At 64.8% G+C, this 19,194-nt stretch carries 18 protein-coding genes; 7 read left to right on the top strand and 11 right to left on the bottom strand.

What is annotated here, in order from left to right:
- Positions 1 to 2: 2 nt before the first annotated feature.
- Positions 3 to 1,418 (bottom strand): acetyl-CoA carboxylase biotin carboxylase subunit, encoded by a 1,416-nt coding sequence (locus ACN8M7_RS07065; RefSeq protein WP_061238689.1) that lies wholly within the window; start codon positions 1,416 to 1,418, stop codon positions 3 to 5.
- A gap of 154 nt (positions 1,419 to 1,572) precedes the next feature.
- Between ACN8M7_RS07065 and ACN8M7_RS07060 the strand changes: the two genes are divergently transcribed.
- Together ACN8M7_RS07060 and ACN8M7_RS07055 are read left to right on the top strand one after the other, a co-directional pair.
- Positions 1,573 to 2,547: a LysR family transcriptional regulator gene (locus tag ACN8M7_RS07060; RefSeq protein ID WP_061238690.1), complete on the top strand. Its 975-nt coding sequence runs from the start codon at positions 1,573 to 1,575 to the stop codon at positions 2,545 to 2,547.
- Between the two features lie 81 nt (positions 2,548 to 2,628).
- The gene (locus tag ACN8M7_RS07055; RefSeq protein ID WP_490260250.1) at positions 2,629 to 3,816 is read left to right on the top strand and encodes an XdhC family protein; all 1,188 of its coding nucleotides are present in this window, start codon (positions 2,629 to 2,631) and stop codon (positions 3,814 to 3,816) included.
- A 529-nt stretch (positions 3,817 to 4,345) separates the two neighbouring features.
- On the opposite strand, the gene ACN8M7_RS07050 is transcribed toward ACN8M7_RS07055, so the two are convergent.
- The 7 genes from ACN8M7_RS07050 to ACN8M7_RS07020 all read right to left on the bottom strand — a co-directional run bounded on the left by ACN8M7_RS07050 (position 4,346) and on the right by ACN8M7_RS07020 (position 11,081).
- Positions 4,346 to 6,580, bottom strand: coding sequence for a xanthine dehydrogenase family protein molybdopterin-binding subunit (locus ACN8M7_RS07050; RefSeq protein ID WP_490260249.1), 2,235 nt, complete (start codon positions 6,578 to 6,580; stop codon positions 4,346 to 4,348).
- 14 nt (positions 6,581 to 6,594) lie between these two features.
- Positions 6,595 to 7,053 carry a (2Fe-2S)-binding protein gene (locus tag ACN8M7_RS07045; protein WP_490260248.1) on the bottom strand — a complete coding sequence of 153 codons (459 nt, stop codon included), beginning with the start codon at positions 7,051 to 7,053 and terminating at the stop codon, positions 6,595 to 6,597.
- 212 nt (positions 7,054 to 7,265) lie between these two features.
- A complete protein-coding gene (locus tag ACN8M7_RS07040; RefSeq protein ID WP_061238694.1) occupies positions 7,266 to 7,478 on the bottom strand; it encodes a PA3496 family putative envelope integrity protein in 213 nt (70 codons plus the stop codon).
- Between the two features lie 107 nt (positions 7,479 to 7,585).
- Entirely contained in the window at positions 7,586 to 8,872 is a 1,287-nt protein-coding gene (locus ACN8M7_RS07035; protein ID WP_490260247.1) for an NAD(P)/FAD-dependent oxidoreductase, read from the bottom strand.
- Positions 8,869 to 9,612 carry an amino acid ABC transporter ATP-binding protein gene (locus ACN8M7_RS07030; RefSeq protein ID WP_061238696.1) on the bottom strand — a complete coding sequence of 248 codons (744 nt, stop codon included), beginning with the start codon at positions 9,610 to 9,612 and terminating at the stop codon, positions 8,869 to 8,871. Before ACN8M7_RS07030 ends, ACN8M7_RS07035 begins: the two co-directional genes overlap by 4 nt.
- Positions 9,609 to 10,265, bottom strand: coding sequence for an amino acid ABC transporter permease (locus ACN8M7_RS07025; protein ID WP_061238697.1), 657 nt, complete (start codon positions 10,263 to 10,265; stop codon positions 9,609 to 9,611). Before ACN8M7_RS07025 ends, ACN8M7_RS07030 begins: the two co-directional genes overlap by 4 nt.
- Before the next feature lie 60 nt (positions 10,266 to 10,325).
- Positions 10,326 to 11,081, bottom strand: coding sequence for a substrate-binding periplasmic protein (locus tag ACN8M7_RS07020; protein WP_061238698.1), 756 nt, complete (start codon positions 11,079 to 11,081; stop codon positions 10,326 to 10,328).
- A gap of 169 nt (positions 11,082 to 11,250) precedes the next feature.
- Here ACN8M7_RS07020 and ACN8M7_RS07015 point away from each other — a divergent pair, with 169 nt between their 5' ends.
- Positions 11,251 to 12,027, top strand: a complete 777-nt coding sequence (locus ACN8M7_RS07015) for an IclR family transcriptional regulator (RefSeq protein ID WP_061238699.1) — start codon at positions 11,251 to 11,253, stop codon at positions 12,025 to 12,027.
- Positions 12,028 to 12,033: 6 nt separating this feature from the next.
- Here the strand turns inward: ACN8M7_RS07015 and hexR are convergent, their stop codons facing one another.
- The gene (gene hexR, locus ACN8M7_RS07010) at positions 12,034 to 12,900 is read right to left on the bottom strand and encodes a transcriptional regulator HexR (RefSeq protein ID WP_061238700.1); all 867 of its coding nucleotides are present in this window, start codon (positions 12,898 to 12,900) and stop codon (positions 12,034 to 12,036) included.
- 276 nt (positions 12,901 to 13,176) lie between these two features.
- Here hexR and zwf point away from each other — a divergent pair, with 276 nt between their 5' ends.
- Positions 13,177 to 14,601, top strand: a complete 1,425-nt coding sequence (gene zwf, locus ACN8M7_RS07005; protein ID WP_490260303.1) for a glucose-6-phosphate dehydrogenase — start codon at positions 13,177 to 13,179, stop codon at positions 14,599 to 14,601.
- A 23-nt stretch (positions 14,602 to 14,624) separates the two neighbouring features.
- Here zwf and ACN8M7_RS07000 read toward each other — a convergent pair whose 3' ends face one another.
- Together ACN8M7_RS07000 and znuA are read right to left on the bottom strand one after the other, a co-directional pair.
- The gene (locus tag ACN8M7_RS07000) at positions 14,625 to 15,866 is read right to left on the bottom strand and encodes an MFS transporter (protein ID WP_490260246.1); all 1,242 of its coding nucleotides are present in this window, start codon (positions 15,864 to 15,866) and stop codon (positions 14,625 to 14,627) included.
- A gap of 226 nt (positions 15,867 to 16,092) precedes the next feature.
- A complete protein-coding gene (gene znuA, locus ACN8M7_RS06995) occupies positions 16,093 to 17,031 on the bottom strand; it encodes a zinc ABC transporter substrate-binding protein ZnuA (RefSeq protein ID WP_490260245.1) in 939 nt (312 codons plus the stop codon).
- A gap of 66 nt (positions 17,032 to 17,097) precedes the next feature.
- On the opposite strand from znuA, the gene zur reads away from it, so the two are divergent.
- Genes zur through znuB form a run of 3 tightly spaced genes read left to right on the top strand, consistent with a single transcriptional unit; the run spans position 17,098 to position 19,156 of the window.
- Entirely contained in the window at positions 17,098 to 17,583 is a 486-nt protein-coding gene (gene zur, locus ACN8M7_RS06990) for a zinc uptake transcriptional repressor Zur (RefSeq protein WP_490260244.1), read from the top strand.
- Positions 17,580 to 18,368, top strand: coding sequence for a zinc ABC transporter ATP-binding protein ZnuC (gene znuC, locus ACN8M7_RS06985; protein ID WP_061238705.1), 789 nt, complete (start codon positions 17,580 to 17,582; stop codon positions 18,366 to 18,368). Before zur ends, znuC begins: the two co-directional genes overlap by 4 nt.
- Positions 18,368 to 19,156 carry a zinc ABC transporter permease subunit ZnuB gene (gene znuB / locus ACN8M7_RS06980; RefSeq protein WP_490260243.1) on the top strand — a complete coding sequence of 263 codons (789 nt, stop codon included), beginning with the start codon at positions 18,368 to 18,370 and terminating at the stop codon, positions 19,154 to 19,156. The genes znuC and znuB overlap by 1 nt, the downstream gene beginning before the upstream one ends.
- Positions 19,157 to 19,194 lie beyond the last annotated feature (38 nt).

Below are 19,194 nucleotides of genomic sequence, written 5' to 3'. Positions count from 1 at the left end.
CCCTACAGGCCCGCGTGGGCAGCGATGGCGGTGGCGATGGCGATGGCCAGGTGCGACGGGTTGCGCTTGATCGAGTACTGGGTCAGTTCCGGATGGCTTTCGACGAAGCTGGTGTTGAACTGGCCGCTACGGAACTCCGGATTACGCAGGATCTCCTGGTAATAAGGTGCGGTGGTGCGCACGCCCTGCACACGCATGTCGTCCAGTGCGCGCAGGCCACGGTCCATCGCCTCTTCCCAGGTCAACGCCCAGACGATCAGCTTCAGGCACATCGAGTCGTAATAAGGCGGAATGGTGTAGCCGGTGTAGATCGCCGTGTCGGTACGCACGCCAGGGCCGCCGGGCGCGTAGTAACGGGTGATCTTGCCGAACGAGGGCAGGAAGTTGTTCTTCGGATCCTCGGCGTTGATGCGGAATTGCAGGGCATAACCACGGTGGATGATGTCTTCCTGCTTGACCGACAGGGCCAGCCCCGAGGCGATGCGGATCTGCTCGCGGACGATGTCGATGCCGGTGATTTCCTCGGTGATGGTGTGCTCCACCTGCACCCGGGTGTTCATTTCCATGAAGTACACCTCGCCTTCGGCGAGCAGGAACTCCACGGTACCGGCGTTCTCGTAACCCACGGCCTGCGCGGCGCGCACGGCCAGGTCGCCGATGTAGGCACGCTGCTCGGGGGTGAGCTGCGGGCTGGGGGCGATCTCGATAAGCTTCTGGTTGCGGCGCTGGATCGAGCAGTCACGCTCGTACAGGTGCACGGTATTGCCGAAGCTGTCGGCGAGGATCTGCGCCTCGATGTGCTTCGGATTGACGATGCATTTTTCCAGGAACACTTCCGCGCTGCCGAAGGCCTTGGTCGCTTCGGAGATGACACGCGGGTAGGCCTGCTCCAGCTCGGGGCGCGAGTTACAACGGCGAATGCCGCGCCCGCCACCACCGGAAGTGGCCTTGAGCATCACCGGATAACCGATACGCTCGGCTTCACGCAGGGCCTCGGCCAGATCGGCGACGTTGCCTTCGGTGCCCGGAGTGCAGGGTACGCCAGCGGCCATCATGCTGCGGCGGGCCTCGGTCTTGTCGCCCATGCGGCGGATGACTTCCGCGCTCGGACCTATGAATTTGATCCCACGTTCGGCGCAGATCTCTGCAAGTTCTGCGTTTTCGGACAGAAAACCATAGCCGGGGTGCAGTGCATCGCAGCCGGTTTCAACGGCCAGGTTGACCAGTTTGCGCGGGTTCAGATAGCCGGCCAGCGGGTCTTCGCCAATGCTGTGCGCTTCATCGGCACGCTTTACATGCAGGGCATGGCGGTCCGCATCGGAGTAGATCGCAACCGAACGGATGCCCATCTCGGCGCAGGCCCGCACGATGCGGACGGCGATCTCACCACGGTTAGCGATCAGTATTTTTCTTATCACGATCCAATCCTCAGCGCAGAGCTGCAAGGGCCGCTGCAACAGTTGGTTGCAAACGTGGGCAAACCCTATCCGGCTATACGAATTAACAAAAATGAATAATTATTTGATCATGCATAAGTAATTATTTATGTATTGATCGAACGAGGACGAAAACGTGCGTAAAACCCTGCTTCGCATGACGCTGCGCCAGCTTCAGGTGTTTCGCGCCGTGTGCGAACACGGCTCCTATAGCCGCGCTGCCGAAGAAATGGCACTGACCCAGCCAGCCGTCAGCCTGCAGATTCGCCAGCTCGAAGAACTGGTCGGCCAGCCGCTGTTCGAATACGTCGGCAAGAAGCTCTACCTCACCGAAGCCGCCCAGGCACTGCGCCGCGCCAGCAGCGATATCTTCGGCCGTCTGGAAAGCCTGGACATGCAGCTGTCGGACTTGCAGGGCTCGCTGCAGGGGCAGCTGAACCTGTGCGTGGAGTCCAGCGCCAAGTACTTCATTCCCCATCTTTTCGCCGACTTTCGCCGCAGTTACCCGGAAGTCAGCCTGAACCTGACCGTGGTCAACCATGCCCTGGTGGTGCGCCGCCTGACCCAGAGTCGCGACGACCTGATGATCATGAGCCAGGTGCCGCAGGACATGGCGCTGGACTTCATGCCCTTCCTCGAGAACCCGATCATCGCCGTGGCGCCACCGGACCATCCCCTGTGCGAGGCAGACAGCCTGCACCTGCCGGATCTCACCCCCTACCCGCTGCTGATCCGCGAAAGCGGCTCGGGCACCCGTCGCGCCTGCGAAGAGTATTGCCACCAGAAACGCGCGCACTTCCCGCACACCCTGGAGATCGGCTCACTGGAGTCGCAGCGCGAGGCGGTGCTGGCTGGCCTCGGCCTTGCCTTACTGCCCCGCCACGCCGTGCGCCTGGAGTTGCAGCATGGCCTGCTGCGCGAGCTGCCGGTGGTGGAGCTGCCCTTGCAGCGCAGCTGGTGCGTGGTGAATATCCGTGGCCGGCGCCTGTCACCGGTGGCGCAGGCCTTCGTCGACTTCATCCGCACCGAGCGCGCCCATATCGGCAAGCTGGCCGAGCGTTTTCAGGCCTGCAGCGCAGGATCGGGCAAGAATCTCGCAGGATCGGCCTAACCCTTCTCAACGGCCATACAGGACATTGGCAGCCTGGCAGCCGCCTCGTATCGGCCTGCCTCAACTGCCTGGGAGAAACCTATGCTGTCGGGAACCAGCGCCCTGCTCGGCGCTATCCGCGCGCTCGAACACGACAACGGCCAGGCCGTGCTCGCCACCGTGGTCAAGGTCGAAGGCTCGGCCTACCGCCGCCCCGGTGCACGCATGCTGATCCCGCTCTACGGCGGCACCGTGGGCACCATCAGCGGCGGCTGCCTGGAGTCCGAAGTGGCGAAGAAGGCCTGGTGGCTGACCGATGGCGGCGACGCCGTGGTCCGCCGTTACAGCACGGCCACCGAGGACGACGATGACGACCAGGACGCCGCGCTGACCTTCGGCCTCGGCTGCAACGGCACCGTGCACGTACTGCTCGAACGCCACAGCGCGGAACAGCCGCTGGCGGTGCTCGATCTATTGCGCCGGGTGCGTGAAAGCGGTCAGGCCGGGGCGGTGGCGACGGTAATCGGCAGCTACCGCAATGCCCGTGTCCGCGTGGGCGAACGCCTGTACCTGCATCCGGCGCTGACCGACCGCAGCCGCATGCTCGACCCTGCACTCGACGCCGAGGTGCGTGCCGACCTGCAGCAGAGCCTCAGCCAGCGCCGCTCCTCGCTGCGCAGCTACCGCGACGAGCGTGGCGAGATCGAAGTGTTTTGCGAATACCTGGCGCCGCAACGCCGCCTGGTGATCTTTGGCGCCGGCCACGACGCCCAGCCGCTGACCCACATGGCCAAGCTGCTGGACTGGCATGTCACCGTGGTCGATGGCCGCGCCCATTTCGCCCGCGCCGAACGCTTCCCCGATGCCGACGCCGTACTGCAGGTCGATGCACGTCCGCCCTATGACCTGCACGCGCTCACCGACGGCGCCCTGGTGGCGATCATGAGCCATAGCTACAGCCAGGACCGCCACTGGCTGGGCCATGTACTGCAGGGCAGCCCGGCCTACATCGGGCAGCTGGGGCCGCGTGACCGCACCGAGCGCCTGCTGGGCGAGATCAGCCAGCACACCGGGCAACTGCCGGCACTGGATCGCCTGCACTACCCCATCGGCCTGGATATCGGCGGCGATACGCCGGAGAGCGTGGCCACGGCCATCCTCGCCGAGATGACGGCTGCGCTGAATCAACGCGACGGTGGCATGCTCAAGCATCGCCAGGCGGCAATCCACACGCCAACGCCGCTGGATTGCAGCGAGATCGAAACCGCGACCAGGCTGACCGCCTCCTGAGCGCCCACGGATTGCATCCGGGCTACGGCCTGACGCAGCACCTCTGTCGGAGCGGCGCTCCGTTTCAGCCGCGATCAACCGCAAAAGCTCGCCGCTAAAGCGCCTCCTACACAGAGCGGCACCGTGCGGTCTAACGCCCGACACAGCCTCTGTAGGAGCGGCTTCAGCCGCGATCAATACTAAAAACTTGCCGCTACGACTGCATGAATGCAGGAGCTAGAGCGAAGCAGGATGCCCGAGCCGAAAGCGCTCCCACACAAAGCGACACCGCGCGCTGCTGCCGATCTAACTCCCGACACAGCCCCCCGTAGGAGCGGCTTCAGCCGCGATCAATACTCAAAAAACTCGCCGCTACGACTGCATAAATGCAGGAGGTAGAACGAAGCAGGATGCCCGAGCCGAAAGCGCCCCCTCTAACCCCATCCGATCTACCGCCTGGCGCGCCCCTTGTGGGAGGGGCTTTAGCCGCGACTGGCCGAAACAAAACGCCCGGGCAATTGCCCGGGCGTCGTGTCTAGCGCACCTGAACTCAGGCCTTGATCTGCGCCGGGAACGGCAGCTTGCGCAAACGCACCCCGGTCGCGGCGAACAGCGCATTGGCCAGGGCCGGCGCCAACGGCGGCACACCCGGCTCACCGACACCGGTGGGGTTTTCCGCAGACGGCACGATATGCACCTCGACCTTGGGCATGTCGTTCATGCGCAGCACCTGGAAGTCGTGGAAGTTCGATTGCTCGACCCGCCCTTCCTTCAGGGTGATCGCACTGTGCCGGGCCGCCGCCAGACCGAAGCCGATCCCGCCCTCCATCTGCGCCTTGATCACGTCCGGGTTGATGGCGATGCCACAGTCCACGGCACACACCACGCGATCCAGGCGGTAGCTGCCATCGGCCTTGACCGTGACCTCGGCCACCTGCGCCACGAAGGAGCCGAACGACTCGTGCACGGCAATGCCACGGCCACGCTTCTCGCCTTCGCCAGCGGGGGCCAGCGGCTTGTCCCAACCGGCCTGCTTGGCGGCCAGCTCCAGCACGCCGCGGTGACGCGGGTGGCTTTCCAGCAACGCATGACGGTAGGCGTAGGGGTCCTGCCCTGCTGCGACCGCAGCCTCGTCGATCATGGTTTCGGCGACATAGCCGGTGTGGGTGTGGCCAACCGAGCGCCACCACAGCACCGGCACCTTGATATTGCTCGGGGTGCTCAGCTCCACCTGCAGGTTGGGCACGGCGTAGGAGAGGTTGGAGACGCCTTCGACGGAAGTGTGGTCGACGCCATCCTTGACCATGAACGGCTCCAGCGAGGTGCCGGCAATGATCGATTGCCCAACGATGCGGTTGTGCCAGGCCTGCAGCTTGCCAGCCTCATCCAGGCCAATGCGTGCGCGGTGCAGGTACAGCGGGCGGTAGGAACCACCACGGGTATCGTCCTCGCGCGTCCAGACCATCTTCACCGGCGCATCCACGCCCTTGTCACGCGCAGCCTTGGTGATCGCCACCGCCTCCAGCAGATAGTCCGAGACCGAGCTGGCGCGACGGCCAAAACTGCCGCCGGCATACAGCTGGGTCAGGGCAACCTGCTCGGGCTTGAGGCCCAGGTAGCCGCTGATCATGGCCTGGTCGACGGTCTGGAACTGCTCGCCGTTCCAGATTTCACAGCGGTCGCTGGAGAGTTTCACCAGGCAGTTCATCGGCTCCATCGCCGCATGGGCCAGGTAAGGGAACTCGTAGTCAGCCTCGACGGTTTTCGCCGCCTGGGCCAGCGCCGCATCGGCGTCGCCCTTGCTCGCTGCCGGCAAGCCGGGCTTGCCCGCGCTGTCGCGGTACTGCGCGAGAATCTCCTCGCTACCGAGAGTGAAGGCCTGGCTCTCGTCCCAGTCGATCACCAGGGCATCACGACCCTGGCGCGCGGCCCAGGTGTTCTTCGCCAGCACCGCGACCCCGGAGCGACCATGGGGCAGGTCGCGAAATTCCACCACTTCGACCACATCACGCACGGCCTTGGCCTTGCTGCTGTCGACCGAGCGCAGCACGCTACCGAAACGCGGCGGATAGGCGACCACGGCCACCAGCATGCCCGGCAACTTGAAGTCCTGAGTGAACACAGCGCTGCCATCGGTCTTGCCCGGACTGTCCTTGCGGCGCAGTTCACGCTTGCCGATCAGTTTGAAATCCTTAGGGTCCTTGAGTTGCACCTGCTCGGGCACCGGCAGCGCTGCCGCCGCTTCGACCAGCTCACCGAAGCCGGCACTGCGACCGGAGGCGTGGCTGAGCACACCCTTGTCGACACGGATTTCGCTGGCCGGCACGCCCCAGCGCTGCGCCGCAGCGGCCACCAGCATGGCCTTGGCCGTGGCCCCGGCGTTGCGCATCTGCTCCCAGGAGTTGGCCATGGCGGTGCTGCCGCCGGTGCCCTGCATCGGGCCGAAGGCGAAGTTGTTGTAGCGTTTCACATCGGCCGGTGCGCCTTCGACGCGTACCTTGTCCCAGTCGGCATCCAGCTCTTCGGCCAGCAATGTGGCCAGGCCGGTGTAGCTGCCCTGGCCCATCTCCAGGTGTTTGGCCAGCACGGTCACGCTGCCATCGAGATCGATGCGCACGAAGGCGTTCGGCTCCAGCGGAGCAGCGGCGGCCAGTGCATCCATGCCGCGTATCAGCGGCGCGAAGAAAATGCCCAGCGCCAGCCCGCCCGTGCCCTTGAGCAACGAACGACGGCTGACATTGAGAATGCCGCGAGCGGCGCTATCGGGGGTTTCGATCTTGCCCATGATGACGCGCCTCCTCAGGCCAGTTGTTCGGCCGCTTGATGGATAGCGGCACGAATCCGCACGTAGGTGGCGCAGCGGCAGATATTGCCGCTCATGGCCGCATCGATATCGGCGTCGCTCGGCGTCTTGTTGCTGCTCAGCAGCGCCGTTGCCGCCATGATCTGCCCGGACTGGCAGTAGCCGCACTGCACCACATCGAGTTGCCGCCAGGCGTCCTGAACCACCTTGCCCACGGCGTCTTCGCCGACCGCTTCGATGGTGCTGATGCGCTTGCCGACCACCGCCGATACCGGGGTGACACAGGAGCGCGTCGGCTGCCCCTCGACGTTCACCGTGCAGGCGCCGCACAGGGCCATGCCACAGCCATACTTGGTGCCGGTGAGATTGGCGACATCGCGCAGCGCCCACAGCAGCGGCATGTCATCGGCTACGTCCAACTCGTGGTCGTGGCCATTGAGATTCAGGGTAATCATGGTCTGCCCACCTTGTTCTGATGGTGTCTGATGGTTCCGGCATGGCTTGCCGGTGGTCACGGTCAACCCCGCACGCAGGCGGGCCAGGCCATCACTGTAGAGGGCGTCAAAGCGGCTGTCGCCGCCAACCGCAGAGATCAGCAGAACCGGGCAACAAGTTCGTAGAATCGGGCAAGATCGCCGCTCTGCATGGGCAGGGCGGCGAGCAAAGGTCAGGCAGCGCGGCGCGGCGTGCGCTCGGCCTGTCGCGAGTAGCCAGCGGCCAACAACTCGGGGAAATCGGCAATTTCACGCTGCAGCTGGCACTGCTCGGCATAGTGTTCGATGGCCCGGCGATAGGCCATACGGCGCTGATCCTGCAGTTTGCGCCGGGTCTTGGCGTCAGGTTGGTTGTGCAGTTGCGCGTCATCGAAGATACGAGGCATCTCGGTACTCCCGGAGCGAGGACTGGAGGCCTCAGCTTGCTCCGGGCAGATGACGCTTTGACGGCAATGCAGTGAAACTCCAGTGACCATGGAGCCGGCGCAGCCACCTACAACAGCGCGTCCAGCAGCCGGTACCAGGCGATCCCAGCCCCCAGATAGAGACGCTGCAGGCCATGCAGGGGAATGCGCCGGATCGGCGTCACGGGAAAGGGAAAGTCCCCAGCCTGCCCGGCCAGACGCTTGGCCATATGCCGGCCGAGGCTGGTGGCCAGGGCCACGCCGCGACCGTTGTAACCCAGCAGCATCGACAAGCCAGGCGCCGGCTCATGGACATGAGGCAGGAAATCCTGGGTCAGGGCCACGCGCCCACTCCAGCGGTACTCGATGGGCACACCGGCGAGCTGCGGAAAAAGCCCGCTGAGGGAGCGCTCAAGATGGGCCCAGTCACTCGCCTGACGCGGCTCCGGAAAGGGGCCACGGCCGCCCAGCAGCACGCGTCCCTGAGCATCCTGCTTGAAGTACAGCAACAATCGGCGCGCATCCGAACACACCTCGCCTCCCGGCAAGACGGTTCTGCGCAGGTGCTTGGGCAGCGGCTCGGTGGCGATGATGAAGCTGTTGGCGGCGATCAGCGTCTGCCGCAACCCTGGCCACAGATCGTCGGTGTAGCCGTTGCCCGCCAGCAGCACGCGTTCGGCACGCACGCTGGCACCCTGCGCGGTACTCAGCTTCCAACGTTGCCCCTCGCGAGTGAGCGCGGTGACCCGGCTGTGCCCATGCAGGGCGGCACCGGCGGCAAGCGCGGCAGCGGCCAGGCCACGTGCATAACTCAAGGGCTGCAGGCTGCCGGCACGCGGGTCGACCCAGGCGCCGAGGTAGGCCTGGCTGCCGATGCGCCGCGTCACGGCTGGCTGATCCAGCAGTTCGACGGCAACGCCACGGGTGCTCCATTGCTTGGCGCGCTGCTCCAGGCCACGCAAGGCGACGCTGGAAACCGCCGGCTGGATCCAGCCCTTGCGACTGGCATCGCACTGGATACCGAGCCGCTCGATCAAGGCAAACACCTCGTCGGCAGCGCCACCGGCGGCCTCTATCATCGCTTCGCCACGCGCGCCGAACCTGGCGAGCAGTTGCTCCGGGTCGTACTTGAGCCCCGGAATGACTTGCCCACCGTTACGTCCGGACGCCCCCCAGCCTGGCTCGCCGGCATCCAGTACGCAGACGCGCACGCCGGCCTCGGCCAGGTACAGCGCCGTGACCAACCCGGTGTAACCGGCACCGACGATGGCCACATCGGCTTCACAGCTTTCGGACAAGGGAGGTGCGTTGACTGCGGGAAGCGCGGTGGCGGCCCAGAGGGAGGCGGGCAATACGGGATTGGCGATCGCGTTCATGCCGAGGCCTCGGGGTTGTTCAGCAGGCGCCGCAGAAATTCCTGGGTACGCGGATGGCTGGGCGCACCAAGCACCTCACGAGCTGGGCCGGACTCGACGATGCGGCCGCCATGGAGAAAGCACACCTTGTCGGCCACGTCACGGGCAAAACCCATCTCGTGGGTGACCACGACCATGGTCATGCCTTCGTCGGCGAGCTTGCGCATTACCGCCAGAACCTCGCCGACCAGTTCGGGATCGAGGGCCGATGTGGGTTCGTCGAAGAGGATCGCCTTGGGCTTCATCGCCAGGGCGCGGGCAATCGCCACACGCTGTTGCTGACCACCGGAAAGCTCATCCGGATAGGCATTCATGCGATGCGCGAGGCCGACTTTGTGCAACAGCGCCTCGGCCTGCAGGCGAGCTTCACGCGGCGCTTCCTTTTTCACGTAGATCGGCCCCTCCATCACGTTTTCCACAGCCGTGCGATGGGGGAACAGATTGAAGCGCTGGAACACCATGGCCACCTGGGTGCGAATCTGGTGGATGCTGTCATGGTGACGGTTGACCAGCTGCCCGCTGACCAGAATCTCGCCACGGTCGTGGGTCTCGAGCCCGTTGATGCAACGCAGCAGGGTGGATTTGCCCGAGCCCGACGGGCCGATCAGGCACACCACCTCACCGCTTTCGATGTTCAGGTCGATGCCTTCCAGCACGGCCAGGTCGCCGAAGCTCTTGTGCAGTTGCTTGATCTCGATCATGCCTTGCCCCTCTTGCCGATACGCGCTTCCAGACGACGCAGCCCGTAGCCCAGCGGCAGGCTCAACGCCAGGTAGAGCAAGGCAACCAGGGTGTACACCGTCATGTTCTCGAAGGTGGAGGACGCGATGAGCTGACCAGCGCGGGTCATCTCCGCAACGGTGATGGTCGATACCAGCGAGGAATCCTTGAGCATCATCACCAGGGTATTGCCGTAAGGCGGCAGGGCGATGCGGAACGCCTGCGGCAGCACCACCCGGCGCATCACCATGGCACCGCGCATGCCGAGGGACTCGGCGGCCTCGACCTGGCCTTGCTGAATGGCCTGGATACCGGCACGGAAGTTCTCTGCCTGATAGGCCGAGTAGGCAATACCGAGGCCGATCACACCGGCCTGAAAGGCGGTGAGCTGAATGCCAAAATCCGGTAGCACGAAGTAGATATAGAAGAGCTGCACGATGATCGGCAGGCCGCGGATCACGTTGACCACGCCGATGGCGAACAACGCTATCGCGCGCACCTTGGAAACCATCATCAGCGCGAAGACCAGGCCGACGACGGAGCTGAGCAGGAAGGAACCAGCCGTGACCTGCACGGTGACCACCGCCCCTTTCAGAAGAATGGGGAGGAAGTCCAGAGCGTTCTGGAGAAACATGGGGCTACTTGCTCGCAGAAAGAAGGAACGGCCCGCACGAATGCGCGGGCCGGAGGCCGATCAGTCGAGTTGCCACTTCTCGATGATCTTCTCGAGCGAGCCATCGGCCTTGATCGCGGCGATGCCCTGGTTGACCTGCTCGAGCAACGCCGGCTCACCCTTGCGGACGATCAGACAGACGTCGCCCATGATCACCGGCTGGTAGCTCTGCACCAGTCGCACGCGCTCATTGGCCCCCTGGGAGAGCTGATAGGCGAGGATTGGGCGGTCGGCGAAACCGGCCTTGACCCGTCCAAGCGTCAGGTCACGCATCAGGTCGGAAATCGAGTCGTAACTGCGCACTTCCTTGAAGATGCCGCGCTTGTTCAACTCGTCGATGAACACGGTACCGACCTGGGCACCGACCACCTCGCCGGCAAGGTCCTCCATGCTGGTGTAAGCGGTGTCGTCATCGGCGCGCACGATCAGGCCTTCGCCATAGCTGAACACCGGTTCGGAATACTGCACCACCTTCTCCCTGGCGGGCGTGCGCAGCATGGCGGCGGAGATGAGGTCGATCTTCTTGGTGGTCAGCGAAGGAATCAATGCGGCGAAATTGGTCTGCTGGATTTCCACCTCGAAACCACCGGCCTTGGCCACGGCCTGGGCGGCGTCGACCATCATGCCCTGAATGCTCTGGGTCTTGACGTCGAGAAAGGTGAAAGGCACGCCGGTGGCGGTGGCACCGACACGGAGGGTTTCGGCACTGGCGGTGACGGACACGAGGCCGGCGAACAGAGCGCAGGCACAGGTAAGACTACGAAGACTGAGACGCATGGCGGTACTCCCATTGGACGCTGTTTTATTGTCTTTAGTGCGCTATGGATGGCCTCTTGGTTATCGGCAGGAGGCGTCGAATTCAATATAAACAATTTACAAGAATCGTAAAGAGATTTATAAATATCGATTATCGATATTTAGGCACTTAAAACAAAAGGAAGCCGCTGTGAGCGAGAGCGAAAACTCACTGTTCAATCAGTCTCTGGAGAAGGGACTCGCAGTCCTGCGCGCCTTCAATGCGCAGCGACGCACCATGAACCTGGCGGAAGTCGCCGAGGCGGCGAGCATCAACAAGAGCTCGGCGCAACGCATGATTCATACGCTGGAAACCCTGGGCTACGTACGCAAGCATCCACAGACCAAGCGCTTCCAGCTCACGCCGCGAGTGATGGAGATCGGTTACAACTACCTGGCGGCCGATACGCTGGTGGACGTGGCCAATCCCTTTCTCGCCGAGCTGGCGCAAACCACCGGCGAGACCACCAACCTGACCGAGCCGGACGGTCTGGAGATGGTCTATGTGGCGCGCTTCGTGGCGCCGAAGTTCATCCCCATCCACATGCCCATCGGCAGCCGCATTCCCATGTACTGCACAGGCTCTGGCCGTGCCTACCTCAGCGCCCTGGGCAGCGACGAGGCGCGCGAGGTACTGATCAGCAGCGATCTGAAGCGCCATACCCAGCAGACCATCATCGATTTCGAGGAAATTCTTCGACAGATCGAGACGACTCGGCGCAAGGGCTATGCAATCAACAACGAAGAACTGTTCCTCGGCGACATGACCATCGCCGCGCCCATCATCGGCAGTCAGGGACAGCCAGTAGCAGCGGTACATGTGGTGGCGCCGACCAGCCGCTGGACGCTCGAGGAGGCCGAACGCCGCCTGGCGCCAGCGGTCATCGAATGCGCGCGAGCGATCCGAACCTCCATCAGAACGCTCTGAGGGGAATCAGTCTTCCGTGGTCTTGATCGACTTCGGCGACAGGCGCAGGCCGCGCAGGCTGCGCTTGACGCTCTTGAGGTGATTGACCAGGCTCGGCCCGCGCGCCATGGCCACGCCCATGGCCAGCACGTCGATCACCACCAGGTGGGCGATGCGCGAGGTCAGCGGGGTGTAGATCTCGGTGTCTTCCTGCACGTCGATGGCCAGGTTGACGGTCGACAGCTCCGCCAGCGGCGTCTGGCTCGGGCACAGAGTGATCAGGCTGGCGCCGGATTCACGCACCAGGTTGGCGCTGATCAACAGGTCCTTGGAACGGCCGGACTGCGATATGCACACCGCCACATCGCCCGGCTGCAGGGTCACCGCACTCATCGCCTGCATGTGCGGGTCGGAATAGGCCGCGGCGTTGAGCAACAGGCGGAAGAACTTGTGCTGGGCATCGGCCGCCACGGCGCCGGATGCGCCGAAGCCGTAGAACTCCACGCGCTGTGCATTGGAGCAGGCGGCGATGGCGCGCTGCAGCGCCTCGGGGTCGAGTTTCTCGCGCACCTCGATCAACGTATGCAAGGTGGTGTCGAAGATCTTCAGACTGAAGTCGGCGACCGAGTCATCCTCGTGAATCGCGAACTGCCCGAAGCTGGCACCAGCGGCCAGACTCTGCGCCAGCTTCAGCTTGAGGTCCTGAAAGCCAGTGCAACCGATGGCCCGGCAGAAGCGCACGATGGTCGGCTCGCTGATACCCACGCTGTGTGCCAGCTCGGCCATGGAGCTGTGCATCACCGATGCAGGGTCGAGCAAAACGTAATCGGCCACCTTGAGCTCGGACTTGCGCAGCAGGTGGCGCGACTGGGCGATGTGTTGCAACAGATTCACTGAGATAGGCTCTATGCAGAAAAGGGTCTACGGCGGCACCCGGCGACTCATAGCTCGGTTATGATCGGCGGGCGGCGGTTGTAGTGACCTTGTAGTTATACTACATAGCTCGCTATCGCGCACAACCAAGCGCCTGCCAATTCGCTGAACGAACCTTTCGGGCATGCCCGCATGCCAAACAACACAGGCATATTTGAGGACGTTTTCGCGGCCTCTTTGCATGCATGACGGCCCGCCCCAACGAATCGGAGTCTTCCCTTGAGCATTCCCTGCGACATGCTGGTATTCGGTGGCACCGGCGACCTGGCCCTGCACAAGCTGCTGCCCGCGCTCTATCACCTGCACCGCGACGGACGTCTGCACGCCGACGTGCGCATCCTCGCCCTGGCCCGCAGCAGCCACAGCCGCGAGTCCTACCAGGCGCTGGCCGAGCGTCACTGCCGCGCCCAGGTCGCGCGCGCCGACTTTACCAACGAGGCCTGGGCCAGCTTCTCCGCACGCCTCGACTACTTCGCCATGGACGCCGCGCAGAGCGCCGACTTCGGCCGCCTGGCCAAACGTCTGGGGCGTGACGACGTACGTGTGCGGGTCTACTACCTGGCCACCGCCCCGAGCCTGTTCGAAGACATCGCCGCGCACCTGGCCAACGCCGGCCTGGCAGGCCCTGCGGCGCGCATCGTGCTGGAAAAGCCCATCGGCCACTCGCTGGAGTCGGCCCGCGCGATCAACGCCGCCATCGGCGCGGTATTCGACGAAGCGCGGGTGTTTCGCATCGATCACTACCTGGGCAAGGAAACCGTGCAGAACCTGATGGCGCTGCGCTTTGCCAACGCCCTGTTCGAGCCGGTGTGGCGCGCCGGGCATATCGATCACGTACAGATCAGCGTGTGCGAAACCCTCGGCGTGGAGAACCGCGGCGGCTACTACGACAAAGCCGGCGCCATGCGCGACATGATCCAGAACCACCTGCTGCAACTGCTCTGCCTGGTGGCCATGGAAGCGCCGGTGCGCTTCGACGCCGAAGCGGTGCGCAACGAAAAGGTGAAGATTCTCGAAGCCCTGAAGCCCATCAGCGGCCTCGACGTGCAGGACAAGACCGTGCGCGGCCAGTACACCGCCGGCAAGATCGGTGGCCAGGACGTGCCCGCCTACTACTTCGAGAAGAACGTCGATAACGACAGCGACACCGAAACCTTCGTCGCCGTGCAGGTGGAAATCGACAACTGGCGCTGGGCCGGGGTGCCTTTCTACCTGCGCACCGGCAAACGCCTGGCGAAGAAGGCCTCGGAGATTCTCATCCAGTTCAAGCCGGTCCCACACCGCCTGTTCAACGGTGGCGAAGCCAACCAGTTGTTGATCCGCCTGCAGCCGGAAGAGCGCATCAGCTTGCAATTGATGGCCAAGAATCCTGGCAAGGGTATGCACCTGAAACCGGTGGAGCTGGACCTCAACCTGGCCAACGCCTTCAACCAGCAACGCCGCTGGGACGCCTACGAACGCCTGCTGCTCGACGTGATCGAGGGCGACTCCACGCTGTTCATGCGCCGCGACGAAGTGGAAGCCGCCTGGCAATGGGTCGACCCGATTCTGCAGGGCTGGCACCAGCACTACCAAAGCCCGCGTCCCTACCCGGCCGGCAGCGACGGCCCGGAGCAATTGCAGCACCTACTGGAACGCCATGGTCGGCACTGGGCGGAGTGATCCGCCCCGCATGCCAGCGCTGCTCAGGCGAGACTGCGGCGCGCATGCCCCCACACAACCGCCAGCACCAGCATCCCCACCCCGCCGGCAACCACGAACAACCCCTCATACCCCAACGCCTTGGCCAGCACGCCGCTGCTGGCGCCGACGAAGCCTGATAGCAGCAACTGCGCCGACGCCTGTAGGGTGAAGTCGGCGCCTTCGTGTTCGGGGCGGCACATGCGCATCATGGCGGCGAACAGGGCGACGGTGGACATACCGTCGGCCACTTGCTCGAACAGCGTCACGGCGTACACCAGCCCGGTATTGGCGCCCTGCCCCACCAGCACGGCCAGTGCGGCGATGCCGATGGCCTGCAGAGCGCCGAACAGGATCAGCGCGCGCAGCACACCGATGCGGGCGTAGAGCAGGCCGCCAAGCAGGGCGCCGCCGATGCCAGCGAGGCTGCTGATCAGGGTCAGTTGGCCAAGGTCTCCAGTGCTCCAGTCCTGATCCACCAGCATTGGCTTGATCATCGGTGAGCCCAGCGAGTCGCCGAGCTTGAAGGTCAGCACCACGGCCAGCCACAGCAACATGCCGGGTTGCGCCAGCAGCCCACGGTAGTGATCGAGTAAAAGGCGCGGGCCGAGGGCGCGCTCCGCCTGGGCGGGCTGAAAAGGCAGGACGCGGCGCTCGGGGAACAGCCAGATCGGCACGCTCATCAGCAGAATCAGACCCGCCAGCAGGCCGAGAGCCAGGTTCCAGCCCAGCGGATCGATCACCAGCAGCAGGCCGCTACCGCTGACGATCATGCCGACCTTGTAGCCGCCCACCTGCAGGCTGTTGCCCAGGCCGCGCCAGCGCTCGGGCAGCAAGCGCACGGTGAGGCCATCGGTGGCGATGTCCTGGGTGGAAGCCTGCAGATTGATCAGCAGCAGCACACCGAGCAACAGCCACAGGCCGCTGCCGAACAAGGTCTGCGGGGCGAGCATTGCCAAGGCGGCAACACAGAGCATCACCCCGCTCTGCAGCGGCAGAATCCAGCCACGGTGGTGACCCAGGCGAGGTGAAGCCAGACGGTCGACCCAGGGCGCCCACAAGACCTTGAGCAACCAGGGCAGCGCCAGCAGCTTGAGCAGGCCGATCAGCGTCAGGTCGACGCCGTGTTGGCGCAGCAACACCGGCAGCGAGTGGGCGATCAGCCCGGAAGGCAGGCCCTGCGCGCAATACAGCGAGGCCAGCAGCACCAACGTGGCATTGGACGGACGAGGTGCGGTTGGCGACATGGCGGGCGCTCGCGGCAAAAGCGCAAGCCTAGTGGTTTGCGCCTGCATGCAGCAACGAGGCGCTGGTTACAGTTCGTAGCTTGGCGGGTCGCGGCTGAAGCCCCCCCCCACAAAAGCCTCGCCAGCCCCTAGCCCGGATGCAATCCGGGGCGCTTCAATCGCGAATGAATTCGCTCCTACACAGGGTTTGCCGCCAGATTCCCCGGTGCGTAAGGCGTGTTCCACCTTACAGGCTGTTCAGGCACTCGGTCAGACCGTTTGCCAGATTCTGCAGCAGGTGTTCGTAGCCGTTGGCGTCGACCGGCAAGGTACCGCCCAGGGCATCGAGTTCGGCCAGTTTGACCGGCAAACCCGCAGTGAGGGTCTCAGCCAGGCGGGGACGCAGTGGCGGTTCGCTGAACACGCAGCTCGGCCCCGTCTGCTGCAGACGCTCGCGCATGGCAGCGACATGCCGCGCACCCGGCTGTACCTCAGTCAGTACGCTGAACACGCCGGCGTGCTTGAGGCCGTAGGTGGCCTCGAAATAGTCGAAAGCCTCGTGGAAAACGAAGTACGGCTTGCCTTGCAAGGCAGCCAATTGCGGACGGATACGGCCATCGAGCGCATCCAGACGTGCCTCGAATGCGTTCAGGTTGGCGGCGTAGCGCTCGGCGTTGGCGGCATCCAGCTTGCTCAGGTCTGCCGCCATGCGCGCGGCGATGACCTTGGCGTTGGCGGCAGCCAACCACAGATGGGCATCCAGGCTACCCGGGCGGTGATCGTGGTCATGGCCCAGATCGCCACCATCCGCTTCGTGCACATGAGCATCGTGGTCATGATCGTGTTCGCCATCGCCATCACCGAAGTGGCGCAGGGTCATGCCGGGCAGGTCCTGCACCGCCACCTGAGGTTTGTCGCGGCCGCTCAGTACGCGAGGCAGGAAGGCTTCCATGTCCGGGCCGATCCAGTACAGCAGGTCGGCGTCACGCACGCGCCGTACGTCGGATGGGCGCAATGCATAGTGATGCGGTGAGGCGCCCGGCGGCAGCAGCACCTCGGGCTCGCCAACCCCGTCCTGCACTGCTGCGGCGATCAGTTGCAGCGGTTTGATACTGGTCAGGACGCGCACCTCGGCCTGGGCGCTGGTGACGAAAAACAGGGCAATAAGACAGAAAAGACGCGACACGGGGCATACTCAAGCGGGATTGAACAGGTAACATAATAACGTCTCTTCCCAGCGCCGTCCTTGCCCATGACCGACACGCCCCTGGCTTCACGCCCCCATGACCACTCCCGCTGCGTCAGCCATGCCCTGGCCGAAGCCGAAGCCATCTGCGCGCGCCAGGGTCTGCGCCTGACCGCCCTGCGCAAGCGTGTGCTAGAGCTGGTGTGGGCCAGCCACAAGCCGCTCGGCGCGTACGACATCCTCGGCGTACTGAGCGACGAAGACGGCCGCCGCGCCGCGCCCCCCACGGTTTATCGCGCGCTGGATTTCCTCCTGGAAAACGGCCTGGTGCACCGTATCGCTTCGCTCAATGCCTTCGTAGGCTGCAGTCACCCCGAGCACGCGCATCAGGGCCAGTTCCTGATCTGCCGCGAGTGCCACGCGGCGACCGAGCTGGAGCAGTCGGCGATCAGCCAGGCCATCGTCGACGGCGCCGCGGGTGTCGGCTTCACCGTGGAAAGCCAGACTGTGGAAGTGGTTGGCCTGTGCGCAGGTTGCAAGGGCAAGGCATGAGCGAGGCCTTGATCCAGCTCGAGGGCGTCGCGGTCAGCTTCAACGGCCAGGCGGTGCTCGACGATGTGCAACTGAGCGTGCGGCCCGGCGAGATCGTCACCCTGATCGGCCCCAACGGTGCCGGCAAGACCACCCTGGTGCGCGTGGTGCTCGGTTTACTGCAACCGGAGCGCGGCAGCGTGCGCCGCACCCCGCGCCTGCGTATCGGCTACATGCCGCAGAAACTGCATGTCGATGCCACCCTGCCGCTGTCGGTGCTGCGCTTCCTGCGCCTGGTGCCGGGCGTGGATCGCAAACGCGCGCTGGCGGCACTGGCCGAGGTTGGTGCCGAGCAGGTGATCGACAGCCCACTGCAGAGCATTTCCGGCGGCGAGATGCAGCGCGTGCTGCTGGCCCGCGCCCTGCTGCGCGAGCCGCAACTGCTGGTGCTCGATGAGCCGGTACAAGGTGTCGATGTCGCCGGCCAGGCCGAGCTGTACCGGCTGATCTCGCGGCTGCGCGAGCGCCATGGCTGCGGCGTGCTGATGGTCTCGCACGACCTGCACCTGGTGATGAGCGCCACCGATCAGGTGGTCTGCCTCAACCGCCACGTGTGCTGCTCCGGCCACCCGGAACAGGTCAGCGGCGACCCCGCCTTCATCGAACTGTTCGGCCAGGACGCCAAGAGCCTGGCCGTCTATCACCACCATCACGACCACGCTCACGACTTGCACGGCGGCGTGGTCAAGCCCGGCCTGACCATTCACGGCCCGGCTCACGTTCACGGCCCAGGTTGCAAACACTGATGCCCGATTTTCTTCTCAACGCCCTGCTCGCCGGCCTGGCGCTGGCCCTGGTGGCCGGCCCGCTCGGCTCCTTCGTGGTCTGGCGGCGCATGGCCTACTTTGGCGACACCCTTTCTCACGCCGCACTGCTCGGCGTGGCGCTGGGCCTGCTGCTCGACGTCAGCCCAACCCTTACCGTGACCGTCGGCTGCGTGCTGCTCGCCGTACTGCTGGTCACCCTGCAACAGCGCCAGCCGCTGGCCTCCGACACCCTGCTCGGGATCCTCGCCCACAGCACGCTGTCGCTGGGTCTGGTCGCGCTCAGCTTCATGCACGACGTGCGCATCGACCTGATGAGCTACCTGTTCGGCGACCTGCTCGCCGTGAACACGACCGATCTGGCCTGGATCGTCGGCGGCAGCGCGCTGGTGCTGGCCCTGCTGGCCTGGCTCTGGCGCCCGCTGCTGGCGATCACCGTGCATGAGGAGCTGGCGCGCGTCGAAGGTCTGCCGGTGGCTGCGATCCGCCTGGCGCTGATGCTGCTGATCGCCGTGGTAATCGCCGTGGCGATGAAGATCGTCGGCGTGCTGCTGATCACCTCCCTGCTGATCATCCCCGCCGCCGCCGCCCAGCGCCACGCACGCACGCCGGAGCAGATGGCCGTGGGCGCCAGCCTGCTCGGGCTGCTGGCTGTATGCTGCGGCCTGGCGCTGTCCTGGTATCAGGACACACCGGCCGGGCCGTCCATCGTGGTCAGCGCCGCCGCCCTCTTCCTGGCCAGCTTTGCGTTACCCAGGCGCAGCGCCTGATCGCCTGCGGGTCGTAGCCCGGGCAAGGTGAAATCGGC

The organism is Pseudomonas spartinae (assembly GCF_965197125.1).
Classification (GTDB): Bacteria; Pseudomonadota; Gammaproteobacteria; order Pseudomonadales; family Pseudomonadaceae; genus Aquipseudomonas; species Aquipseudomonas composti_A.
The sequence above is the reverse complement of the archived record's forward strand: the minus strand, read 5'-3'. Positions and strand labels throughout refer to the sequence as shown.